Consider the following 23,163-nt stretch of genomic DNA (forward strand, 5'->3'; position numbering starts at 1 on the left):
TTTCCTGAAAACCGACCGTGCCGCTCTCAGAGCGGCATGCGCACGACGGCGGTGACGCCCTTCGGCAGGTACTCGACATGCACGCTGCTGCCGAGGATCTTGTCGAGGCTGCGCTCGATCAGCACCGAGCCGAAGCCGCGCCGGCCGTCGGCCTTGACCGGCGGGCCGCCGACCTCGTGCCAGGTCATGTTGAGCACGCGATGGCCGTCCTCGTTGACGATGCGGGCGGTGATGACCACCTTGCCGGTGCGCACGGAAAGCGAGCCGTATTTGCGGGCGTTGGTCGCCAGTTCATGCAGGACGAGGCCGAGACCGACCGCCTCGTCCGGCCCCAGCTCCACCTCGTCCTTGTGGATCTCGATCTGGCTGTCGTAGTCGATCGCATAGGGCATGATCTGCTTCTGGAGCAGCATCTTCAGGTGGATGACGCCCCATTCGTGGTCGCTGAGGAGCCCGTGCGCCTCCGAGAGCGATTGCAGCCGGCCGGCGAAGGCATCCATGAACTCGACGGGATCGCTCGTCTGCCGGAGGGTCTGCCGCGCCAGCGATTGCAGCATGGCGAGCGTGTTCTTGACCCGGTGGTTGAGCTCGCGGAGGAGCAGCCGCGTCCGCTCCGAGGCGAGCTGCCCGTCGGTCACGTCGACATTGATGCCGAGGAAGGTGGCCGGCTTGCCGTCCACGTCCCATTCGTGCACGCGCCCGCGCCCCAGCAGCCAGCGGTCGGAATGGGCGGCGCGGAACAGGCCGTCATATTCCTTGCCGGTGGCAAGCGCGTTGCGCAGCCGGTCGATGGTGAGCTTGCGGTCGGCCGGATGCACCAGCATGAAGAATTTCCGCGCGCTCATCGGCTTTCCCGGCCGGACGCCGAGCATGCGGTAGAAGGTCTCGTTGCCCGAGACGGTGCCCGTCGAGATATCCCACAGCCAGCTTGCGACATTGGCCGCGTCGAGCGCCAGCGCGTGGCGCTTCTCGTCGCGCGAGAGCGCTTCGGCGGCGACCGTGCGCCGGCGCGTTTCCTCCTTCAGCTTGATGAGTGAGGCGGCGAGCGAGGCCAGTTGCTCCAGCCGGTGCACAAGCTCCTTGGGCACCGTGCGGCGCGACTTCACGTCGTAGATGCAGACCGTGCCGATCGCCTGGCCGTCGAGGACGATCGGCACGCCGGCATAAAAGCGAAGGCGCGGCGCGCCGGTCACGGACGGCAGGCCGGAGAAGCGCTTGTCCTTGCGCGCATCGGCAATGACCAGCGGCACCCGCTCGGCCAGCATGCGCGCACAGAAGGAATCCTCCGACGGCGCGCGGATTTCCGGCGTGCCCTGCCGGGCGAGGAACCACTGGTCGGTCCGCCCGAGAACGGTGACGAGGGAAATCGGCGCGTCGACGAACCCCGCCGCAAGGGCGGCGATATCGTCGAAATCCGGATCGGGACCGAGGAACACCGGCATGGCGGCATTGAGTGCCGCCAGCCGGTCTGGAGCTTCCAGCACCGCGGCAACGTCGGACGGCAATGGGTGAACGTTGTCCTTCATGCCTTTTCGGTAAGCGATTCCGTGCTCCGTTTCATCAAGGGAGGCACATATTCGCTTCAGTCCCCTCATCTTTTGCCGTCCGCCGCCATGGCGGACGGCATGGTGCCGTCAGGATACGAAGGCGCGCGAGGTGATCGGCGCCGATACGGAGTCCGGGCCGTAGTCGCCCTCGCCGCTGATCTGGAGGAGTTCCTGCAGACGCTGGCGGGCGCGGTTCACGCGGCTCTTGATGGTGCCGAGGGCGCAACCGCAGATTTCCGCCGCCTCCTCGTAGGAAAAGCCCGACGCGCCGACGAGGATGATCGCCTCGCGCTGTTCGTCCGGCAGCTTTTCCAGCGCCTTCTTGAAGTCCTGCATGTCGAGCGAGCCGTACTGCGAAGGATGCTGCGCGAGGTTCTCCGTGAAGATGCCGTCGCTGTCCTGCACCTCGCGGCCGCGCTTGCGCAGCTTGCTGTAGAGCTCGTTGCGCAGGATCGTGAAGAGCCAGGCCTTCATGTTGGTGCCCATCTCGAACTGTTCCTGCTTGGCCCAGGCCTTCATGATCGTGTCCTGCACCAGGTCGTCCGCCTGGTCGTGCCGGCCGATCAGCGAGATGGCAAAGGCGCGCAGGCTTGGCAGCACCGCCAGCAGTTCCCGCTTGAACGTGGTCTGTTCCTGATCCATCGCGTCCCTCACTCGGCCCGTCGCACGCCGCCTTCGGCGGCATCCAGTTTCTCGAGAAGGTCCAGGAACCTTTGAGGAAGCGCCTCATCCTGTACCGAATGGTAGAAGGCGCGCAGCTTCATGGCAATCTGGGCGTTGGGATCGCCCGCTTTCGACGGAGGCTGTCCCCCGTTTGTCTTCGTTTCCACTGTATTCACTTAGGCCACTTCCATCTTTCATCTGCCCTGACGACGAATTCCGCGAAGGAATGCCCCGCTTCAAAAAAAGTTCCGCCTCCCGGAACCTAAATTTGGCTTCCGCGTTCAAACCGTCAACTGCAAGTGCAGCAAATCGAAAACAGGGGACATCTCATGCCGATTTCCGACCGTATCGGGCCTCACCTTCCGGCCCTTCGCCGTTATGCTCGCGCCCTGACGGGAACCCAGTCGTCGGGCGACGCCTATGTCGCCGCGACCCTCGAGACCATTCTGATCGATCCCACGGTCATGCCGGTGGGCGGAGACGACAAGGTCTGCCTCTTCGGCCTCTTGAGCCGCATCATCTCCTCGCTCCCCGTTTCGATGGCCCGCGCCACGGCCGATTCCATTTCCCCCGGCACCGAGACGCCCTTCGATCTTTCCGGCGTTCCCCCGCTCGGCCGGCAGGCGCTTCTCCTCGCCACCGTCGAGGGCTTTTCCGTCGAACGGACGGCCGAGATCCTGGAGGCGGAGGCGACGGCCATCCGCACCCTGCTCGACGCCGCCTTCGAGGAGATCGCCGCGCAGGCCGAGACCGGCATCATGATCATCGAGGACGAGCCGCTGATCGCGCTCGACCTTGCCCATATGGTGAGCGGCATGGGCCACCGGGTCACCGGCATCGCCCGCACGCAGAGCGAAGCCGAGGCGCTGTGGAGCGAAAGCCGCCCCGGGCTCGTCCTTGCCGACGTCCGGCTCGCCGACGGCTCCTCCGGCATCGATGCCGTCAATTCCATCCTCTCGCGAACGACGATCCCCGTCATCTTCATCACCGCCTACCCTGAACGGCTACTGACGGGCGAGCGGCCGGAACCGGCCTTCCTCGTCTCCAAGCCCTTCAACCCGGAGCAGGTGAAGGTCCTGATCAATCAGGCCCTTCTCTTTGCCCCGCCAGCGCGCGCAGCGGCCTGATCTCGCTCCCGGACAGCCGCAGCGGCGGCGCGGTCAGCGGCGGTGGGACGGCACGCCCACCGCCGCTTTCGCATATCCGGCCTTCGCAACCGCCCAAAAGAAAACAGCCAGCGCCGGAAGGCACTGGCTGCTTGAGTATCCACGGACCGGAGGGGGACACGGTTTCGTGGTAAATCGCCGGTCGAGGGCCTCGCATTTGGGGAACATGCGCAGACCGGCGACAGCAGCAAAACACGTATCCGGCGCTTTGGTTCCGCCCGGTTGCAGATTTTTCCGGAAATATTTTCAGTCGAGCGTTTCGAGTTCCATGCGGTGGCGCAGCAGCGCCAGGAAACGCCGGTAATCCCGGTCGTAGCCGGCCTTGCGGGCGGCATCCGGCAGGAATTCGCGCCCGCCGCCGTACATGCCCGCGCCCGCCGCCGGAAGATCGGCATGGAGCCCGCCGGCAACCGCCGCCACCATCGCCGTTCCGAGCAGCACGGCGTCCCCGGTCTTCGGCACCACGATGCGGCAGCCGGTGGCGTCGCGGTAGAGTTCCAGCAGCAAGGGATTGCGCACATGGCCGCCGGCGACATGCAGCGTATCGAGCGGATAGCCGCATTCGCCGAGCTTGCCGAGGATATGGCGGACGCCGAGCGCGATGGCGACGCAACTGCGCCAGTAGAGCCGGCACAGCCCGTCGAAGGAGGCATCGAGCGAAAGGCCGCTGATGACGCCGAGCGCGTGCGGATCGGCAAGCGGCGAACGGTTGCCGTGGAAATCCGGCAGGACGTGAAGGCGCGCGCCGAACGCATCGCCCTCTTCCTCCCGCAAGGCGGCGATGCGGGCGATGATGCGGGCATGGTTTTCCGCCGTCGGCTCGCCCCCGGCGCTGTGCAGGCGCACGATATGGTCGAGCAGCGCGCCTGTCGCCGACTGGCCGCCCTCGACCAGCCACCAGCCCGGCAGCACCGCCTCGTAATAGGGGCCCCACAGGCCGAAGCCGAATTTTCGCGTCCGCGAGAAGGCGGCGACGCAGCTCGACGTGCCGCCGATCAGCGCCAGTTGGCGCTCCAGCCGCTCAGGCTCCCCGGCAAAGGCGCCGAGCACGCCGAGCGCCCCGGCATAGGCGTCGATGAGGCCGGCGGCGACCACGCAGCCCGTGTCGAGCCCGAGTTCTTCCGCCGCCTCCGCCGTCAGCCGGCCGATGGCCGTTCCGAGCGGCAGGGTCTCCAGAGGAAGGCTCCCGCGCTCGCGCACGTCCTTAAGCCCGATGGCGGCGAGGAAATCGGCGTTCCACGGCTCCTTCTCATGGGAGAGGTAGTTCCACTTGGCCGTCATCGTGCAGCGCGAGCGGGCGTTCACGCCCGTCGCCCGCCAGGTGACGAAATCGGCGAGGTCGAAGAAATAGCCGGCCTTCGCCCATTGCTCCGGCCGATGGCGCTTCAGCCACATCAGCTTGGGCATCTCCATTTCCGGCGACATCACGCGGCCGGAATGGGCAAGCACCGGATGATCGGCCGCCGTGCAGATATCGGCCTCGGCGAGCGCGCGGTGATCGAGCCAGACGATGGTGTCCCAGCGGGCCTCCGCGCCGCCCGAGACGGCGAGCGGCCTTCCCGCGCCGTCGCGCACAACGAGCGAGCAGGTGGCATCGACGCCGAGGGCCGCAACCTGCGCAGGGTTGGCACCGGCCGCCTCGCAGGCGGACTTCACCGCCGTGCAGACGGCCCGCCAGATATCCTCCGAATCGTGTTCCGCCGAGAGGGCATCCGGCCGGCGCATGGCGATGGGGTGCTCCGCCCGGCCGAGCAACTGGCCGCTCCGGTCGAACACACCGGCGCGGGCGCTACCTGTGCCGATGTCCACCGCAACGATCAGATTGCGCATCAATGCTCTTTCCCGTCGGCCTTTTCGTCGCGGACAAACTGTAACAATTCCCGCATGTCGTCAAACAGGGCGTCGGGCTCCAGCCGGAGCAGCGTCTCGCGATGCCCCGGCGTCTTCGCATGGGAACCGCCGGTGAAGGCGACGACCCGCATGCCGGCCGCCTTGCCCGCGGCGATCCCCGCGGGACTGTCTTCCACCACCACGCAGTATTCAGGCGCAACGCCCATGGCGGCGCTGGCATGAAGGAAGAGATCGGGCGCCGGCTTGCCGCGCGCGACCATGCTGGCGCTGAAGATGTTCGGCTCGAAGCGGGAGAGGAGGCCGGTGACGGTGAGCGACAGGCGGATGCGCTCCGGCTGGCTCGACGAGGCGACGCAATGGGCGATCCCGAGCGCATCGACCGTCTCGGCAACCCCCTCGACGGCTCGCAGTTCCGCCCGGAAACGCTCATAGAGCACCTTGCGCATGGCGTCGAGAAAGGCCGCGTCTATCGCAAGGCCGTAGTCGTCATGCAGGATTTCCGACATGCTCTTGAGGCTGCGGCCGAGGAAGCGGACATGCGCCTCCTCCTCGCTCATCGTCACGCCCGCCGCCGCAAGGGCCTCGACCAGCACCGCGATCGAGATCGGCTCGCTGTCGACCAGCACGCCGTCGCAATCGAAAATGACCAGTTCTGTCGTTTTGGCGGCCATGGCGTTTCGTTCCGTTTCCGGCCCCCGTCGTACTGTCTGCCCCTTTCGATGAAAAGCCCCGTTGCCGGCTTTCCTCAATTTGCCAGCCTGTCTTCCAGGTAGCGTTTCAGCGTCGCGCGCGTGCCGTTCGCCTGGAGCGAGCCGAGGGCGGCGGCAAAGCGCCTGCGGAAGAGGTCCGATCCCGCCACCATGCCGAAGATGTCCTTCAGCTCCAGGAAGGCGAACGGATCGCTCTTCGCCGCCTTTGCCGCGGCGTGGATGCGCTCGATATTCGGGTCGTTGAAGGTGATCGGCTTGCCGCTGTCCGTCGTGCCGGCAAGATAATGGCACCACAGCGCCGAGACGAGCGAGAGGCCGGTGACGTCCTCGCCGCGCGACAGCCTGTCGGCGGTGGACGGCAGGATGAACTTCGGCTGGCGGTTGGAGCCGTCCTGCGCAAGGCGGGGGATCGTGTCGGCGATCTTCGGATTGGAGAAGCGTCGCTCGATGAGGGCGAAATAGTCGTTGAGGTCGGTATCCGGCACGGGCGGGATGACAGGAATGATCTCGTCATGCTCCAGCTTGGCGAGGAACGCACGGATATCCGGGTCCTCCATCGCCTCGTGCACGAAATGGATGTCGAGCAGCGCCGCCGGATAGGCGATGGCCGCATGCCCGCCGTTGAGGATGCGGATCTTCATGTGCTCGTAGGGCGCGACGTCCGGCACGAACTGCACGCCGACCTTCTCCAGCGCCGGGCGGCCTAGCGGGAAATGATCCTCCAGCACCCATTGCTTGAATTCCTCGCAGAAGACCGGCCAGGCGTCGTCGATGCCGTACTCATCCGCGACGATGCCGATCTCGCGCGGGCCCGTCGCCGGCGTGATGCGGTCGACCATGCCGTTCGGGAAGGCGACATTGGCGTCGATCCAGTCGGCGAGCGCCGGGTCGGAAAGGCGCGCAAGGCCGGAGACGGCCGCGTGCGTCACCTCCCCGTTGCCGGGAATGTTGTCGCAGGACATGACCGTATAGGGCGCAAGGCCCTTGTCCCGGCGGGCCTTGAGGCCGGCGAGGATGAGGCCGAACACCGTCTTCGGCGCGGCGGGGTTCGCCGCATCGGCCGCAATCGCCGGGTGGGCGGGATCGAAGACGCCGGAAGCCGGATCGATGAAATAGCCGCCCTCGGTGATCGTCAGCGAGACGATGCGGATCGCCGGGTCGGCAAGGCGCGCGACAGTCGCTGCCGCATCGCCCGGGGCGAGATAGTCGATCATCGCGCCGGTGACGCGCGCGCCGGAGCGGTTGTTGTCCTGCTCGACCACGGTGGTCAGGAAGTCCTGGCCGGCAAGCTTCTCGCGCATCGCCGCATCGGAGGGCAGCACGCCGGCGCCGACGATGGCCCAGTCATGGTCGTGGCCGAGATTGAACAGGTCGTCGAGATAGATCGCCTGGTGCGCCCGGTGGAAATTGCCGACGCCGAAATGAACGATGCCGGCCGAAAGGCCCGCGCGTCCGTAAGCCGGAACGCTCGCGGTCTTCGCGATCTGCCCGAGATTGGCGAGCGACAGTTTCGTGGTCATGATCCATTCCTTCCGGTTCGTCCGGTCCATGCATTTGCCGGCCCGCAGCGGCGGGCCTCAGCTCATCCAGTTGCCGCCGTCGACATTGTAGGTCTGCGCGACGACGTAGTTGCTCTCCTCGGACGCAAGGAAGATCGCCATGCCGGTGAGGTCGTCCGCCGTGCCCATGCGGCCGAAAGGCACTTCCGCGCCGACGAGGCGCTTCTTCTCGCCGAGCGGCCGGTTCTCGTATTTGGCAAAGAGCGCGTCGACGCCGTCCCAGTGCTCGCCGTCGACCACGCCGGGGGCGATGGCGTTGACGTTGATGCCGTGCCGGATAAGGTTCAGCCCCGCCGACTGGGTGAGGCTGATAACCGCCGCCTTGGTGGCGCAGTAGATGGCGACGAGCGCTTCCCCGCGCCGGCCGGCCTGGCTTGCCATGTTGATGATCTTGCCGCCGCGCCCCTGCGCGATCATCTGCTTCGCGGCCGCCTGCATCGTGAAGAGTGTGCCGGCGACGTTGATGGAGAACAGCCGGTCGTAGCTCTCCCGCGTGATCTCGACGATGGGCGCAAGATCGAACAGCGCGGCATTGTTGATGAGGATGTCGAGCCCGCCGGCCTTGTCGGCGCAGGCCGCGACGGCCGCATCGATGGAATCCTGCCGCGTGACGTCCATCTGGACGGCGTAGGCGGCCGGGCCGATCTCTTCCGCCGTCGCCTGCGCCCGCTCGATATTGATGTCGGCGATGGCGACGCGGGCGCCTTCGCGCACGTAGGCTTCCGCGAAAGCGCGGCCGATCCCGCGCGCCGATCCCGTGATGAGCGCGTTCTTGCCCTCAAGTCTCTTCATCGGATTGCCAGCCCCTTGTCGTCGAAGCGGTGGATGCGGTTCTCGTCGGGCGTGAGGAAGACGGCATCGCCATGGGTGCCGCCAAAGTCGCCGTCGGCGCGCACCGTCATCGTGCCGACGCCCTCGACATGGACGTGCAGGAACGTGTCGGAGCCGAGATGCTCGGCAACGCCGACGACGCCCTTCCAGGTGCCGGTCTCCCTGGAAAGCCGGATATGCTCGGGCCGGATGCCGACGGTCGGCGCGTTCCAGGGCTTTGCCGCCTCGCCCGTGACGAAGTTCATGCGCGGCGAGCCGATGAAGCCGGCGACGAAGAGGTTTGCCGGCCGGTTGTAGAGGTCCATGGGCGAGCCGACCTGCTCGATATTGCCGGCATTCAGCACGACGATCTTGTCGGCCATGGTCATGGCCTCCACCTGGTCGTGGGTGACGTAGATCATCGTCGTCTTGAGCTGGTGGTGCAGCTCGCTGATCTCCAGGCGCATCGTGCCGCGCAGCGCCGCGTCGAGGTTCGACAGCGGCTCGTCGAATAAAAAGGCCGACGGTTCGCGCACGATCGCCCGGCCGATGGCCACGCGCTGGCGCTGGCCGCCGGAAAGCTGTCCCGGCCGGCGTTCGAGATAGTTGGTGAGGTTGAGGACGCGCGCGGCCTCCGTCACCTTCTTCTCGATGATCGCCGGATCGGTCTTCGCCATCTTCAGCGGAAAGGCGATGTTGTTCTTCACGGTCATGTGCGGATAGAGCGCATAGGACTGGAACACCATGGCGAGCCCGCGCTTGGCGGGGGCGGCGGAGGTGACGTCCTTGCCGTCGATCTCGATGGTGCCGCTCGTCGTGTCCTCCAGCCCTGCGATGAGGCGCAGCAGCGTGGACTTGCCGCAGCCCGACGGGCCGACGAAGACGACGAACTCGCCGTCCTCGATGGCAAGGTCGATGCCCGGGATGACCTGCGTGGCGCCGAAGGACTTGTTGACCTTGTTCAGGATGATCTTGCCCATGGTTTTCCCTCCCCTTACTTCACGGCGCCGAAGGTCAGGCCGCGGACAAGCTGTTTCTGGCTGAACCATCCCATGATGAGGATGGGGGCGATGGCGAGCGTGGAGGCTGCCGACAGTTTCGCCCAGAACAGGCCCTGCGGGCTCGAGAACGAGGCGATGAAGGCGGTCAGCGGGGCCGCGTTCGTCGTCGTCAGGCGGATCGTCCAGAAGGATTCGTTCCAGGCGAGGATGATGTTGAGGAGCAGCGTCGAGGCGATGCCGGGCACGGCCATCGGCGTCAGCACATGCACGATCTCCTGCAGGAGGCCGGCGCCGTCCATGCGCGCCGCTTCGAGGATCTCGCCGGGAATCTCGCGGAAATAGGTGTAGAGCATCCACACGACGATCGGCAGGTTGATCAGCGTCAGCATCACCGTCAGGCCGAAGCGGGTGTCGAGCAGGCCCGTGTCGCGGAAGATGAGGTAGATCGGCACCAGCACGGCGACGGCCGGCATCATCTTCGTCGAGAGCATCCACATCAGGATGTCCTTGGTCCGCCGCGTCGGCGAGAAGGCCATGGACCAGGCCGCCGGGATCGCAAGGGCCAGCGCCAGCAGCGTCGAGCCGACGGAGATGACCACCGAGTTCAGGAAGAACTTGAAGTAGTTGCTCTGCGCCTGCACGGCGGCATAGCTCTCCACCGTCCCGGAGGGAATGAGGTTGAAGCCCTTGATCGCCTCCGTCTCGGACTTGAACGAGGTGACGATCGTATAGAGGATCGGGAAGAAGATGATCAGCGCGACGATCCAGGCGGCGATCGTGAAGACGGCGGTTCTTCTGGTCGAGACGGCTCTAGCCATGGTCGTATCCCCTTACTTGTCCAGGTTCTTGCCGACGGCGCGCATCAGGAAGAGGGCGACGATGTTGGCGAGGATGACGGCGATGATGCCACCGGCGGAGGCTCCGCCGACGTCGTAGCCGAGAAGCGCGGTGCGGTAGATCAGGAACGGCAGGTTGGTGGAGGCATAGCCCGGCCCGCCATTGGTGGTGACGAGGATTTCCGCATAGACGCCGAGCAGGAAGATCGTCTGGATCAGGATGACGACGGTGATCGAGCGCGACAGGTGCGGCAGCGTCAGGTAGATGAAGCGGGAAACGAAGCCGGCGCCGTCCATTTCCGCGGCTTCCTTCTGCTCGCCGTCGAGCGATTGCAGCGCGGTCAGAAGGATGAGAGTTGCAAAGGGCAGCCATTGCCAGGCGACGATGATGACGATCGACAGCAGCGGGAACTGCGCGAACCAGTCGATCGGCTGGAAGCCGAGCGCCCTGTTGATATCCGCCAGCACCCCGTAGCCCGGATGCATGATCATGTTCTTCCATACGAGCGCGGCCACCGGCGGCATCACGAAGAAGGGCGAGATGATCATGATGCGCACGATCCCCTGCCCCCACATCGGCTGGTCGAGGAGAAGCGCAATCGCGATCCCGCCGATGACGGTGATGAGCAGCACCCCGCCGACGATCAGAAGCGTGTTCCAGATCGACTGGAAGAACGCCGGGTCCGTATAGAAGAACTTGTAGTTGAAGAGGCCCGTCCAGCTCACATTGCCCGGATTGAGGAGGTTGTAGTTCTGGAACGAGAACCACAGCGTCATCGCCAGCGGCACGATCATCCAGATCAGAAGCAAGCCCACAGAGGGCGCCAACATCAGCCGCGCCAGTCCGCGCGTGTTCTCCGTCGCCATGGTTTCCTCCCGAGAGCCGCTAGCCGGCCGATGCTGCATTCACAAAAGGGCGCCAGCGGCCCCTCACCTGCCTGCCGGCATCCTCTCCCCGCAAGCGGGGCGAGGAAGGATGGGCGCGCCGTCTTCCTCCTTCTCCCCGCCTGCGGGGAGAAGGTCCCGGCAGGGGGATGAGGGGCAAGCGCCGGAACAGATACCCCGTTCAACGGCTGCCCGGAACGCATCCCGGGCAGCCTGTCCTTGGGGAGGTGGCTTACTTGATGTAGCCGGCGCGGGTCATTTCGCGCACGGCCGTCGTCTGGGCCTGTGCAAGGGCGTCGTCCACGGAGGACTGGCCGGCGAGCACCGCCGAGAAGAGCTGGCCGACTGTCGTGCCGAGGCCCTGGAATTCAGGGATCGCCACGAACTGGCCACCCGTATAGGGTACCGGCTTGACCGACGGCTTGGTGATGTCGGCCGCATCCATCGCCGCAAGGGTCGGCGCTGCGAAGGGCGCTGCCTTCTGGTAGTCTTCGCTCTTGTAGAGCGAGGTGCGCGTGCCCGGAGGAACGTTGGCCCAGCCTTCCTTGCTGGCGACGAGCTCGGTGTAGCCCTTGCTGGTCGCCCAGGCGATGAACTTCTGCGCGGCCTCGGCCTTGGTCGAGCTCGACGGCACGGCAAGGTTCCACGACCACAGCCAGTTGCCGTGGTTGCCGTTGCCCGTATCCGGGAAGATCGCGTAGCCGACCTTGTCGGCGACCGTCGAGTCCTTCGGGTTCGAGACGAACGAGGCGGCGACCGTCGCGTCGATCCACATGCCGCACTTGCCCTGCTGGAACAGCGTCAGGTTCTCGTTGAAGCCGTTCGAGGAGGCGCCCTGCGGGCCTGCGTCCTTCATCATGTCGACGTAGAACTGCAGCGATGCCTTCCATTCCGGCTGGTCGAACTGCGGCTGCCACTTCTCGTCGAACCAGCGTCCGCCGAAGGAGTTGTTGAGCGCGGTGAGGAACGCCATGTTCTCGCCCCAGCCGGCCTTGCCGCGAAGGCAGATGCCGTTGATGTCGGCGCTGCGGTCGGTGATCTTGCGGGCCGCCTCGCCGATGAATTCCCAGGTCGGGGAATCGGGCATGGTGAGGCCGGCCTTCTCGAACAGGTCCTTGCGGTACATGATCATGGCGGATTCGCCGTAGAACGGCGCGGCATAGAGCTTGCCGTCGACCGAAAGGCCGCCGCGGATCGCCGGCAGCAGGTCGTCGACGTCGTAGTCGGCGCCGAGGCCGTCGAGCGAGACGAGCCAGCCCTGCTTCGCCCAGATCGGAACCTCGTAGTTGCCGATCGTGACGATGTCGTACTGGCCGCCCTTCGTCGCGATGTCGGTCGTGACGCGCTCGCGCAGCACGTTTTCCTCGAGCGTCACCCACTCGAGCTGAATGTCGGGGTTCTTTTCCGTGAAATCGTCCGTCAGCCCCTGCATGCGGATCATGTCACCGTTGTTGACGGTGGCGATGGTCAGCGTTTCGGCATTGGCGAAACCGGCAAGGAGAGCAGCCGAGCAGGTGCCCAGCAGAAGGGTTCTCAAATTCATTATCTTCCTCCCAGAAGGATGTTGAGCATTTGCTTCGCTCATGGGCAATTACTCACAGAATGCCGGAGAAAGTCAACGGCCATTCGATGCTGCACCGCACACAGACGCATGCACGCCTTGAATCGCATGGGAAATTTCTGTTGGGGACGGTGTTTGCCTGCCGGGCGAAGCGCCGGGCTCAGGCCGAGAGCAGGTAGCGGGCCGTGGTCTCGTCGGTGATGACGCCGTTGATCATGCCGCCCCTCAGCGCCGCAAGAAGGGCGTCGTATTTGCGCCTGCCCTTGGCAAGGCCGATCACCGTCGTCGTCTCGCGCGGCGGCAGCGGCACGGAGGCGACGCGCTCGTTGATGCTGCCTTCGAGCAGCTTGCCGTTGCGGTCGAACATCCAGCCGCAGATCTCGCCGGCGGCCCCCTCTTCCATCAGCCGCGCCATTTCCTGCGGGTCGAGGAAGCCGTCGAGGCAGAGCGGCGCATCGGCGCCCAATTCACCGATACCGACGAAGGCGACATCCGCCTCCCGGCCGAGCTTCAATGTCGATTGCACGAGGCTCTGCCGGTGCAGGAGGTCGCGTTCCTCCGTCGAGGAGACGAGCACCGGCAGCGGCATCGGATAGTGCCGCGCCTTGACCGCATCGGCCATGGAGAAGATGACGTTGTAGTAGGCGGCCGAGCCGTCCGGCCCGATATTGCCCGTCAGCGAGAGGATGCGGTGCTGCGGACATTCCATGGCCGGAAGCTGGTCGATCGCCGCCTTCAGCGTGCGGCCCGTACCGACGGCGAGCACGATGGGCTCGGCCTTCTTCAGCCAGCGCTCGATTTCCGCCGCCCCCGCCTCTGCGATGCCGATCGTGGTGGAGCTGGAGCCCGGATCGCCGGGCACGATATCGACATGGACGAGGCCGAACTTCCGCTTGAGCGCCTCGCCGAGCTCCAGGCATTCGGCGATCGGATGGTCAAGCCGCACCTTGATCAGCCGCTCGGCGACGGCCAGCGACACGAGGCGCTGGGCCGACTGGCGGGAAATGCCCATGGCGGCGGCGATCTCGTCCTGCGTGCGGCCGGCGACGTAATAGAGCCAACCGGCCCTCGCCGCATCGTCCAGCCGCCCGGCTGCTTCCGTCCGCTTCGCCATTACCGACCTCATTGCTTCATACGATTTGCTGCATGTTTTCATGCGACCTGTCAAACGTCATCTCATGGCGCGGCAAGGACAGTACGGACGGAAACGGAACGAAAACACAACTGCGAAAATCATGTTTTTATCCGGAGAAAACCCCGGAAAACCGGGATTCCCCGCGAAATTTTACCGTTTGATAAAAAAATAAAGCTGAGTTACCGTTCCCTATCCAAAAAGCCCACGCGAATGGGAGATAATGATGGGAACGACGCAATCTGGGATTCATCGGGGGCGTCTTGCGCCTTCCGAATACGAGACGAACTTTTCCGACCTTCACCCGCGCCTCGACGACCATGAGGCGCTGGTGGCCGCAGACCGCTGCTACTTCTGCTACGACGCGCCGTGCATGACGGCCTGTCCCACCTCTATCGACATTCCACTGTTCATCCGCCAGATCTCGACGGGCAACCCGCTCGGCTCGGCGAAGACGATCTTCGACCAGAACATCCTCGGCGGCATGTGCGCCCGCGTCTGTCCCACCGAGACGCTGTGCGAGCAGGCCTGCGTGCGCAACACCGCCGAGCAGCGCCCGGTGGAGATCGGCCGCCTGCAGCGCTACGCCACCGACGTCGCGATGACGGAAAACCGGCAGTTCTACGAGCGCGCGCCGCGCACCGGCAAGGCGGTCGCCGTCGTCGGCGCCGGACCTGCGGGCCTTGCCTGCGCCCATCGCCTCGCCATGAACGGCCACGACGTCGTGATCTTCGAGGCGCGCGAGAAGGCCGGCGGCCTCAACGAATACGGCATCGCCACCTACAAGGCGGTCGACGACTTCGCGCAAGACGAAGTCGACTACGTGCTCGCGATCGGCGGCATCGAGGTGAAGAACGGCCTGAAGCTCGGCCGCGACTTCACCCTCGCCGACCTCACTGCCAATTTCGACGCCGTCTTCCTCGGCATGGGCCTTGCCGGCGTCAACGCGCTCGGCGCGGAGGGTGAAAACCTTCCCGGCGTCGTCGACGCCGTCGATTTCATCGCCGAGCTGCGGCAGGCGGCGGACAAGGCGACGGTCCCGGTCGGCCGGCGCGTCGTCGTCATCGGCGGCGGCATGACGGCCATCGACGCGGCCGTCCAGGCCAGGCTCCTCGGCGCGGAGGAGGTGACGATCTGCTACCGCCGCGGCAAGGAGCACATGAATGCCTCGCCCTTCGAGCAGGACCTCGCCGCTTCCAAGGGCGTGATGATCCGCCATTGGCTCCAGCCCAAGCGCGTCATCGCGCGCGACGGACAGGTCGCCGGCATCGAGGTGGAATATACCGAGATGCGGGATGGCAGGCTCACCGGCACCGGCGAGATCGGGGCGCTCGCCGCCGACCAGATCTTCAAGGCCATCGGCCAGACCTTCGAGGCCGCCGGCCTCGGCGCTCTGGCGCTGGCTAGCGGGCGCATCGCCGTCGATGCGGAGGGCCGCACCTCCCTTCCCAATGTCTGGGCGGGCGGCGACTGCGTGAAGGCCGGCGAGGACCTGACGGTCACCTCGGTGGCGCAGGGCCGCGACGCGGCCGATTCGATCAACCGCATGCTCGCTGCCGCCGCGCAGCCGGCCTTTGCCGTCGCTTGAAGGGGAGGATGAGACATGGCTGATCTTCGCAACGATTTCGTCGGCATCAAGTCGCCCAATCCCTTCTGGCTCGCCTCCGCGCCGCCGACCGACAAGGCCTACAATGTCGAGCGCGCCTTCAAGGCGGGCTGGGGCGGCGTGGTCTGGAAGACGCTCGGCGAGGAAGGCCCGCCGGTCGTCAACGTCAACGGCCCGCGCTACGGCGCGATCTGGGGCGCCGACCGCCGGCTTCTCGGCCTCAACAATATCGAGCTCATCACCGACCGCGACCTCTACACCAACCTCACCGAGATGAAGCAGGTAAAGATGAACTGGCCCGACCGGGCGCTGGTCGCCTCGATCATGGTGCCCTGCGAGGAGGAGAGCTGGAAGGCGATCCTGCCGCTGGTGCAAGAAACCGGTGCCGACGGCATCGAGCTCAACTTCGGCTGTCCGCACGGCATGTCCGAGCGCGGCATGGGCGCCGCCGTCGGCCAGGTGCCGGAATATATCGAGATGGTCGTGCGCTGGTGCAAGCAGTATACGCGCATGCCCGTCATCACCAAGCTGACGCCGAACATCACCGACATCCGCAAGCCCGCCCGCGCGGCGAAGGCCGGCGGCACCGACGCGGTCTCGCTGATCAACACGATCAACTCCATCGTCTCCGTCGACCTCGACAGTTTCGCGCCCAACCCGACGGTCGGCGGCAAGGGCTCGCACGGCGGCTATTGCGGCCCGGCGGTCAAGCCCATCGCGCTCAACATGGTGGCCGAGATCGCCCGCGACCCGGAGACCTACGGCCTGCCGATCTCCGGCATCGGCGGCATCACCACCTGGCGGGACGCGGCCGAATTCCTGGCGCTCGGCGCGGGCAACGTGCAGGTCTGCACCGCCGCCATGACCTACGGCTTCAAGATCGTGCAGGAGATGATCACCGGCCTTTCGAGCTGGATGGACGCCAAGGGCCACCGCAACCTCGACGACATCATCGGCCGCGCCGTGCCGAACGTCACGGACTGGCAGTACCTCAACCTCAACTACATCGCCAAAGCCCATATCGACCAGGATGCCTGCATCAAATGCGGCCGCTGCCACATCGCCTGCGAGGATACCTCGCACCAGGCGATCACGCAGTTCGTCGACGGCGTCCGGCATTTCGAGGTGATGGAGGACGAGTGCGTCGGCTGCAACCTCTGCGTCAACGTCTGCCCCGTCGAGAACTGCATCACCATGGTGGGCCTCGAACCCGGCACGCTCGACCAGCGCACCGGCAAGCTGGTCGACCCCAACTACGCCAACTGGACGACCCATCCGAACAACCCGATGGCACGGCAGGCCGCGGAATGAACGGAAAGGCCGGGGCCACCGCCCCGGCCTCCCGTCTGCCTTCGCAAGGAGGCACGGCACCGGCCGGGCGCAACCCGCTTGTGGCCTCCGGCATACCCTTACCGCTGTAGCGCATACTTCTCAGCGTCACGCAAATCCCTCATCGTGCGCCCGCTACATGCACTCTGGTCGTACACGCTTCTCGTGGTGCACACCTTCCTGGCGCGTGTACGCCTCTCCTTATGCCCCCCATGCACACCCCTCTCCTCCGTCATCCTTATCTGTGTATTGCGCGAGAATATTGTATGTTCGCGTTGCGGCAGCGTACCTCGTCATCCCAGGTCGCCAGAGACCGTGTCCGAGCACGGTACGCTGCCGTTTTGCATGCTTCACCCGAACAGTTGACCGGGAGGCCGTAGACGCGGCGATCCCGCAGGATAAGGCCGGGCATCATGACGATAGCATTTTTTTTCATCGGGATCGACGTTTCCAAGGGCTGGCTGGATTGCTACATCCATCCGCAGGCACGACGGTACCGCCTTGCCAATGACGCCAAGGGGCATGCGGCGCTTGTCGAGCTGCTGGAGCGGCAGGGCGGCTTGTGCGTGCTTGAGGCGACGGGCCCTTATGACCGGGCGCTGCGGCTTCACCTGCATGGTGCGGGCCAGCGGTTCCACCGTGCCAACCCGCGCAAGGCCCGCCAGTTCGCAAGGTCTGCCGGCTTCCTGGCCAAGACGGACCGGGTCGATGCGATGATGCTGGCCCGCGACGGTGCGGCGATGCCCTTGCCGGACGAGGAACCGTGCGAACCGGAACGGCAGGAACTGCGTGCGCTCATGGACCGGCGCGACCAGCTGGTGGAGATGCGCAAGAGCGAGCGCATCCGTCTGGCCGAGCCCCATGCCGATTGGATGAAGGCAAGCCTCCTGCAGGTGATCGACATGCTCGACCGCCAGATCGCTGCCCTGCAGGCGCGCATGGACGCGCTCCTGGCATCGGCGCACACCCTTTTGCAGGAGGAGGCCATCCTACGCTCGGCACCGGGCATCGGGCCTGTCACGGCAAGGGTCCTGCTTGCCCACATGCCGGAACTGGGCAAGCGGAACCGGCGGGCCATCAGCGCCCTTGCCGGGCTGGCGCCGATCGCCTGCGATTCAGGCAACCTGCGGGGCAGGCGCTGTATCTGGGGCGGGCGGAAGCGGGTTCGCGACGCTCTTTACATGGCAGCCCTGGCCGCTTGCCGCTCGGGTCCCTTCCAGGCGATCGCCAAGGCCATGCGCGAAAAGGGAAAGCCCGCCAAACTCGTCCTCATCGCAATAGCAAGGCGCCTGCTCGTCACGCTCAATGCCGCTATCAGGGACAACAAACCAGTGCGTACTTGACATCACAAACACAGTTGCTCGGGCTTGACCCGAGGATCCACCCCCACGGAACGGCTCTGCTTTGTGGCATGGATCCTCGGGTCAAGCCCGAGGATGACGAAGGAGAGGTGGAATTGGATGGAGGGGAGGTTGAGTTGATGAAGACGGAGTTGTGCCGACTATCGGCGGGAGCGAAGCGCCGACCAGATTATCCGAACAGGCTGAAACTCTGCCCCGCCCCATAGGCCAGCAGCGCCAGCCCCGCGAAATAGACGATCGTCAGCACGACCATCACATGGCCGGCGAGCACCACCAGCCCGTCGCGCTGCGAGATGCCGGCGGCAAGCAGCAGGATGGCGATGCCCGGCAGGGTGTTGGAAAAGGGAATGAGGCCGAGCGGGGCCATCAGCAGGAGCCCCGCCCCCATCAGCACGAGGCCGTTGATGCGGTTCACCACGGCACCGGAGGCAAGCCCCATCAGGCGCGGCTTGAAGAAGCGGTCGAACCGGCGCAGCATCGTGACACCGCGCTGCAACACCGGCTTCAGCCTGCCGCTTTCCAGCCGCCGGTCGGCCAGCGTCTGCGGCAGCCAGGGCAGCCGGTTGAACGTGATCGCCGCGCTGATCAGCACGATGCCGGCGCCGAACACCGTCGAGACGCCCGGAATGGAGACCGGAAAGAGGAAGGGCAGCGACAGGAGGGCACACAGCAGCAGCAGCCCGCTTTCGCCCATCATCGCCAGAAGGTCGCGCAGCGTGACGTGCTCGTCCTTGATGGAATGGATGATGTCCTCGAGCAGTTCGCTCGTCTTGCGGTCCGTATCCGTAAAGCCGATGGCCGTCGTCATGAAGTCCCTTCCTGCTGCCGGACGCCTATGCCGGGCGATTGCGGCTTTCCTGCGGGGATGCCGCCGCGGGAGCATAGGAAGACTTCCTTGACGAAGCGTAGCGGAAACGTCAGGCCGGCTGCTCGCTGATGCCGAGGCCCGTGACGAAGAGCTGTTCGAGGAACCGCGCGGCATCCTCGAAGCGCCCGTCGCCGGCCTGGTCCTGCCCCAGCACGGCGCGCACCTGCACGTCGAAGTCGGCATAGTGCTGCGTCGTCGACCAGATGGAGAAAATGAGATGGTAGGGATCGCACTTGGCGATCTTGCCGGCCTTCGCCCAGGCGCGGATCACCTCCGCCTTCTCGTCGACCAGCGCCTTCAGCGGCCCCTTCAGCTCGTCCTCGATGTTCGGCGCGCCCTGCAATATCTCGTTGGCGAAGAGCCGGCTTTCGCGCGGGAAGTCGCGCGCCATCTCCAGCTTGCGGCGGATATAGCTGCGGATCTCCGAGACGGGATTGCCGCCGGCATCGAACTCGCGCAGCGGATCGAGCCAGGTGTCGAGCACGCGGGTGATGAGCGCGCGATGCATCGCCTCCTTGGTGCGGAAATAGTAGAGGAGATTGGGCTTCGACATGCCCGCCACCTCGGCGATCTGGTCGACGGTCGCACCGCGGAAACCGTGCAGGGAAAAGACCTCCAGCGCCGCCTCGAGGATCCGCTCCTCCTTCTCCTCCTGGATGCGTGTGCGCCGCTGGGTTCTCGCCGCCCTCGGTAATGCCATGTCGCCCCCTCGCCGGCCTCTCCTTCCGGAAAAGTGCCGCCAGATTCACCAGTTTAACCAGCCGCCATTTTCTTGGGCGCGGTCTCAAGGTTTTTGGTTTTTCGGCTTGAGTGCCGCTACGGAAGCTGTAATGTTTACCAATCGGTCAAATTATCAGACAGTTGTCAAGTAAAGGCAACGGCTCTGAACGGAAGGCGCAAAACAAACAGAGCGCCGCCGGCCGACGGGAACAAATCAGGGCTTCGAGAGCCCGAAGACGTGGGAGCATACGACATGGCCGCACCCGGCGAGAACATGCGTGTCAACGCGGACCGCCTGTGGGATTCCCTCATGGACATGGCGAAGATCGGCCCCGGCATCGCCGGCGGCAACAATCGCCAGACCCTGACCGACTCGGACGCAGAAGGCCGCCGCCTCTTCCAAAAATGGTGCGACGACGCGGGCCTCACCATGGGCGTCGACACGATGGGCAACATGTTCATGACGCGCGCGGGCGAAGATCCGGAAGCCCTTCCCGTCTATGTCGGCTCACATCTCGACACGCAGCCGACCGGCGGCAAGTACGACGGCGTGCTCGGCGTGCTGTCCGGCCTCGAAGTCGTCCGCTCGCTGAACGATCTCGGCATCCGCACCAGGCACCCCATCGTCGTCACCAACTGGACGAACGAGGAAGGCGCCCGCTTCGCCCCCGCCATGCTCGCCTCCGGCGTCTTCGCCGGCGTGCACAGCCAGGATTACGCCTATGGCCGCAAGGACCCGGAGGGCAAGACCTTCGGCGAGGAGCTGAAGCGCATTGGCTGGGTCGGCGACGAGGAGGTCGGCGCGCGCAGGATGCATGCCTATTTCGAATACCATATCGAGCAGGGCCCGATCCTCGAAGCCGAGAAGAAGGACATCGGCGTCGTCACCCACTGTCAGGGCCTGTGGTGGCTGGAATTCACGCTGACAGGCCGCGAGGCGCATACCGGCTCGACGCCCATGAACCTGCGCGTCAATGCAGGCCTTGCCATGGCCCGTATCCTTGAAATGGTGCAGGCGGTCGCCATGGAAAACCAGCCGGGCGCCGTCGGCGGCGTCGGCCAGGTGTTCTTCTCGCCGAACTCGCGCAACGTGCTGCCCGGCAAGGTCGTCTTCACCGTCGACATCCGCTCGCCCGACCAGGGCAAGCTCGACGGCATGCGCGCCCGCATCGAGGCGGAAGCGCCGAAGATCTGCGAGGCGCTCGGTGTCGGCTGTTCCGTCGAGGCGGTCGGCCATTTCGATCCCGTCACCTTCGACCCGACGCTGGTCGCCACCGTGCGCAAGGCTGCCGAAGACCTCGGCTACAGCCACATGAACATCATCTCCGGCGCCGGCCATGACGCCTGCTGGGCCGCCAAGGTCGCTCCCGCCACGATGATCATGTGTCCCTGCGTCGGCGGCCTCTCGCACAACGAGGCGGAGGACATCTCGAAGGAATGGGCCGCCGCCGGCGCCGACGTCCTGCTCCATGCGGTGATCGAGACGGCCGGCATCGCCGAGTGAGTTCCGCCGTCCGGTCCGCCGGGCGGCTCCACGCTTTGCGTGCACGAAAAATCAGGACAGGGAACGGACCAACATGAGCACAGTCATCAAGGGCGGAACCATTGTCACCGCCGACCTCACCTACAAGGCGGACGTCAAGGTCGAAGGCGGGAAGATCGTCGAGATCGGGCCGGACCTTTCGGGCGACACGGTGCTGGATGCGGCGGGCTGTTATGTCATGCCGGGCGGCATCGATCCACATGTGCATCTCGAAATGCCCTTCATGGGCACCTATTCGGCCGACGATTTCGAGAGCGGCACGCGGGCCGGCCTTGCCGGCGGCACGACCATGGTGGTCGATTTCTGCCTGCCCGATCCCGGCCAGTCGCTCATCGACGCGCTGAAGCGCTGGGACAACAAGTCGACCCGCGCCAACTGCGACTATTCCTTCCACATGTCCGTCACCTGGTGGGGCGAGCAGGTCTTCGACGAGATGAAGACCATCGTGGAGGAAAAAGGCATCAACACCTTCAAGCACTTCATGGCCTACAAGGGCGCGCTGATGGTGAACGACGACGAGATGTTCGCCTCGTTCCAGCGCTGCGCCGCGCTCGGCGCGCTGCCCCTCGTCCATGCGGAAAACGGCGACGTCGTCGCCGCCATGCAGCAGAAGCTGATGGACGAGGGCAACAACGGGCCGGAGGGCCACGCCTATTCCCGTCCGCCGTCGGTCGAGGGCGAGGCGACGAACCGCGCCATCATCATCGCCGACATGGCGGGCGCGCCGCTCTATGTCGTGCATACGTCCTGCGAGCAGTCGCACGAGGCGATCCGCCGCGCCCGGCAGAACGGCATGCGCGTCTACGGCGAGCCGCTGATCCAGCACCTGACGCTCGACGAGAGCGAATATTTCAACAAGGACTGGGACCATTCCGCCCGCCGCGTGATGAGCCCGCCCTTCCGCAACAAGCAGCACCAGGATTCGCTCTGGGCGGGCCTTGCGAGCGGCTCGCTGCAGGTGGTCGCCACCGACCATTGCGCCTTCACGACCGACCAGAAGCGCACCGGCGTCGGCGACTTCCGCAAGATTCCGAACGGCACCGGGGGCCTCGAAGACCGCATGCCGATGCTCTGGACCCACGGCGTCAACACCGGACGGCTGACGATGAACGAGTTCGTCGCCGTCACCTCCACCAACATCGCCAAGATCCTCAACGTCTATCCGAAGAAGGGCGCGATCCTCGTCGGCGCCGATGCCGATATCGTCGTGTGGGATCCGAAGCGCTCCAAGACCATCTCGGCTAGGAGCCAGCAGTCCTCCATCGACTACAACGTCTTCGAGGGCAAGGAGGTCACAGGCCTGCCGCGCTACACGCTGACACGCGGCGTTGTCGCCGTCGAGGAGGCGACGGTGAAGACCCGCGAGGGTCACGGCCAGTTCGTCAGGCGCGAGCCCTTCGCGGCCGTCAACAAGGCGCTCTCGACCTGGAAGGAGATCACCGCACCGCGCAAGGTCGAGCGCAGCGGCATTCCGGCGAGCGGCGTATGAAGCGCGCCGGCCGCCTCGCTCCCGCCCTTCTCCTCGGCATCGCGCTCGCCAGACCGGCGGGCGCGGCCGATATCGTCGAGGGAAAATACGGCGACAAGGAAGGCTGCCGCTATGCCGAGACGGGGGAATCCTCGGGCGCCGACATCTTCTTCCTGCTCGACGGAAAGGGCGTGACCACCGCCGTTTCCTATTGCGAATTCAAGGGAGAGGGCAAATCCGTCGGCGGTGCGTCGAAGGTCGCCGCCGAATGCCACGAGGAAGGCTCCGAGGAGACGACGCCCACCGAGATGACGCTGACGCCCGACAGCGGCGGCTACACCGTCGGCCTCCCGGACGGCACGCGCTGGGGACCGCTGATGCGGTGCAGGTCATGAAAGGTGGGCGAGCGGCATATACCCCCCTCTGTCCTGCCGGACATCTCCCCCACAAGGGGGGAGATTGGCTGGTGGCAGCGCCTTCCCTTCAGGGGAAGCTGTCTGATCTCCGCAAGCAACGGGATGCTGTCTCGGGAAGCCGGTGCCATTTT

At 65.6% G+C, this 23,163-nt stretch carries 21 protein-coding genes; 7 read left to right on the plus strand and 14 right to left on the minus strand.

What is annotated here, in order from left to right; translation table 11 throughout:
• Nucleotides 1–26: 26 nt before the first annotated feature.
• From ACZ5TO_RS12050 to ACZ5TO_RS12060, 3 genes are all read right to left on the minus strand, one after another.
• Entirely contained in the window at nucleotides 27–1,526 is a 1,500-nt protein-coding gene (locus ACZ5TO_RS12050) for a sensor histidine kinase (protein WP_464798249.1), read from the minus strand.
• A 108-nt stretch (nucleotides 1,527–1,634) separates the two neighbouring features.
• Nucleotides 1,635–2,189, minus strand: a complete 555-nt coding sequence (locus ACZ5TO_RS12055) for an RNA polymerase sigma factor (RefSeq protein WP_184143760.1) — start codon at nucleotides 2,187–2,189, stop codon at nucleotides 1,635–1,637.
• Between the two features lie 8 nt (nucleotides 2,190–2,197).
• Nucleotides 2,198–2,377, minus strand: a complete 180-nt coding sequence (locus ACZ5TO_RS12060) for a NepR family anti-sigma factor (protein ID WP_464798250.1) — start codon at nucleotides 2,375–2,377, stop codon at nucleotides 2,198–2,200.
• 162 nt (nucleotides 2,378–2,539) lie between these two features.
• On the opposite strand from ACZ5TO_RS12060, the gene ACZ5TO_RS12065 reads away from it, so the two are divergent.
• A complete protein-coding gene (locus tag ACZ5TO_RS12065; protein ID WP_464798251.1) occupies nucleotides 2,540–3,337 on the plus strand; it encodes a response regulator in 798 nt (265 codons plus the stop codon).
• 285 nt (nucleotides 3,338–3,622) lie between these two features.
• On the opposite strand, the gene ACZ5TO_RS12070 is transcribed toward ACZ5TO_RS12065, so the two are convergent.
• The 9 genes from ACZ5TO_RS12070 to ACZ5TO_RS12110 all read right to left on the minus strand — a co-directional run bounded on the left by ACZ5TO_RS12070 (nucleotide 3,623) and on the right by ACZ5TO_RS12110 (nucleotide 13,703).
• Nucleotides 3,623–5,206 (minus strand): FGGY-family carbohydrate kinase, encoded by a 1,584-nt coding sequence (locus ACZ5TO_RS12070; protein WP_464798252.1) that lies wholly within the window; start codon nucleotides 5,204–5,206, stop codon nucleotides 3,623–3,625.
• Complete coding sequence (locus tag ACZ5TO_RS12075; RefSeq protein ID WP_464798253.1) at nucleotides 5,206–5,898, minus strand: HAD family hydrolase; 693 nt, start codon at nucleotides 5,896–5,898, stop codon at nucleotides 5,206–5,208. Before ACZ5TO_RS12075 ends, ACZ5TO_RS12070 begins: the two co-directional genes overlap by 1 nt.
• Before the next feature lie 74 nt (nucleotides 5,899–5,972).
• Nucleotides 5,973–7,457 carry a mannitol dehydrogenase family protein gene (locus ACZ5TO_RS12080; RefSeq protein WP_464798254.1) on the minus strand — a complete coding sequence of 495 codons (1,485 nt, stop codon included), beginning with the start codon at nucleotides 7,455–7,457 and terminating at the stop codon, nucleotides 5,973–5,975.
• 57 nt (nucleotides 7,458–7,514) lie between these two features.
• Entirely contained in the window at nucleotides 7,515–8,288 is a 774-nt protein-coding gene (locus tag ACZ5TO_RS12085; protein ID WP_464798255.1) for an L-iditol 2-dehydrogenase, read from the minus strand.
• Complete coding sequence (locus ACZ5TO_RS12090; RefSeq protein WP_464798256.1) at nucleotides 8,285–9,286, minus strand: ABC transporter ATP-binding protein; 1,002 nt, start codon at nucleotides 9,284–9,286, stop codon at nucleotides 8,285–8,287. The genes ACZ5TO_RS12085 and ACZ5TO_RS12090 overlap by 4 nt, the downstream gene beginning before the upstream one ends.
• A 14-nt stretch (nucleotides 9,287–9,300) precedes the next feature.
• On the minus strand, nucleotides 9,301–10,125 hold the full coding sequence (locus ACZ5TO_RS12095) for a carbohydrate ABC transporter permease (protein ID WP_184143776.1): 825 nt from the start codon (nucleotides 10,123–10,125) through the stop codon (nucleotides 9,301–9,303).
• A 12-nt stretch (nucleotides 10,126–10,137) separates the two neighbouring features.
• The gene (locus ACZ5TO_RS12100) at nucleotides 10,138–11,010 is read right to left on the minus strand and encodes a carbohydrate ABC transporter permease (RefSeq protein ID WP_464798257.1); all 873 of its coding nucleotides are present in this window, start codon (nucleotides 11,008–11,010) and stop codon (nucleotides 10,138–10,140) included.
• Between the two features lie 250 nt (nucleotides 11,011–11,260).
• Complete coding sequence (locus ACZ5TO_RS12105) at nucleotides 11,261–12,571, minus strand: ABC transporter substrate-binding protein (protein ID WP_184143780.1); 1,311 nt, start codon at nucleotides 12,569–12,571, stop codon at nucleotides 11,261–11,263.
• 178 nt (nucleotides 12,572–12,749) lie between these two features.
• Nucleotides 12,750–13,703 (minus strand): sugar-binding transcriptional regulator, encoded by a 954-nt coding sequence (locus tag ACZ5TO_RS12110; RefSeq protein WP_464798258.1) that lies wholly within the window; start codon nucleotides 13,701–13,703, stop codon nucleotides 12,750–12,752.
• 244 nt (nucleotides 13,704–13,947) lie between these two features.
• Here ACZ5TO_RS12110 and ACZ5TO_RS12115 point away from each other — a divergent pair, with 244 nt between their 5' ends.
• The 3 genes from ACZ5TO_RS12115 to ACZ5TO_RS12125 all read left to right on the plus strand — a co-directional run bounded on the left by ACZ5TO_RS12115 (nucleotide 13,948) and on the right by ACZ5TO_RS12125 (nucleotide 17,999).
• Nucleotides 13,948–15,309 (plus strand): NAD(P)-dependent oxidoreductase, encoded by a 1,362-nt coding sequence (locus ACZ5TO_RS12115; protein WP_464798259.1) that lies wholly within the window; start codon nucleotides 13,948–13,950, stop codon nucleotides 15,307–15,309.
• 15 nt (nucleotides 15,310–15,324) lie between these two features.
• Entirely contained in the window at nucleotides 15,325–16,638 is a 1,314-nt protein-coding gene (gene preA, locus ACZ5TO_RS12120) for an NAD-dependent dihydropyrimidine dehydrogenase subunit PreA (protein WP_464798260.1), read from the plus strand.
• A 431-nt stretch (nucleotides 16,639–17,069) separates the two neighbouring features.
• A complete protein-coding gene (locus ACZ5TO_RS12125) occupies nucleotides 17,070–17,999 on the plus strand; it encodes an IS110 family RNA-guided transposase (RefSeq protein ID WP_464798261.1) in 930 nt (309 codons plus the stop codon).
• A gap of 187 nt (nucleotides 18,000–18,186) precedes the next feature.
• Here the strand turns inward: ACZ5TO_RS12125 and ACZ5TO_RS12130 are convergent, their stop codons facing one another.
• Nucleotides 18,187–18,825, minus strand: a complete 639-nt coding sequence (locus tag ACZ5TO_RS12130; RefSeq protein ID WP_464798262.1) for an exopolysaccharide biosynthesis protein — start codon at nucleotides 18,823–18,825, stop codon at nucleotides 18,187–18,189.
• Between the two features lie 109 nt (nucleotides 18,826–18,934).
• Entirely contained in the window at nucleotides 18,935–19,585 is a 651-nt protein-coding gene (locus tag ACZ5TO_RS12135) for a TetR family transcriptional regulator C-terminal domain-containing protein (RefSeq protein ID WP_184143790.1), read from the minus strand.
• A gap of 273 nt (nucleotides 19,586–19,858) precedes the next feature.
• Here ACZ5TO_RS12135 and ACZ5TO_RS12140 point away from each other — a divergent pair, with 273 nt between their 5' ends.
• The 3 genes from ACZ5TO_RS12140 to ACZ5TO_RS12150 all read left to right on the plus strand — a co-directional run bounded on the left by ACZ5TO_RS12140 (nucleotide 19,859) and on the right by ACZ5TO_RS12150 (nucleotide 23,011).
• On the plus strand, nucleotides 19,859–21,109 hold the full coding sequence (locus tag ACZ5TO_RS12140) for a Zn-dependent hydrolase (RefSeq protein WP_464798263.1): 1,251 nt from the start codon (nucleotides 19,859–19,861) through the stop codon (nucleotides 21,107–21,109).
• Nucleotides 21,110–21,182: 73 nt separating this feature from the next.
• A complete protein-coding gene (hydA, locus tag ACZ5TO_RS12145; RefSeq protein ID WP_464798264.1) occupies nucleotides 21,183–22,637 on the plus strand; it encodes a dihydropyrimidinase in 1,455 nt (484 codons plus the stop codon).
• Nucleotides 22,634–23,011, plus strand: a complete 378-nt coding sequence (locus tag ACZ5TO_RS12150) for a hypothetical protein (protein ID WP_464798265.1) — start codon at nucleotides 22,634–22,636, stop codon at nucleotides 23,009–23,011. The genes hydA and ACZ5TO_RS12150 overlap by 4 nt, the downstream gene beginning before the upstream one ends.
• The last annotated feature ends 152 nt before the right edge of the window (nucleotides 23,012–23,163 follow it).

The sequence above is a fragment of the Shinella sp. Sh6 genome, from assembly GCF_055392685.1.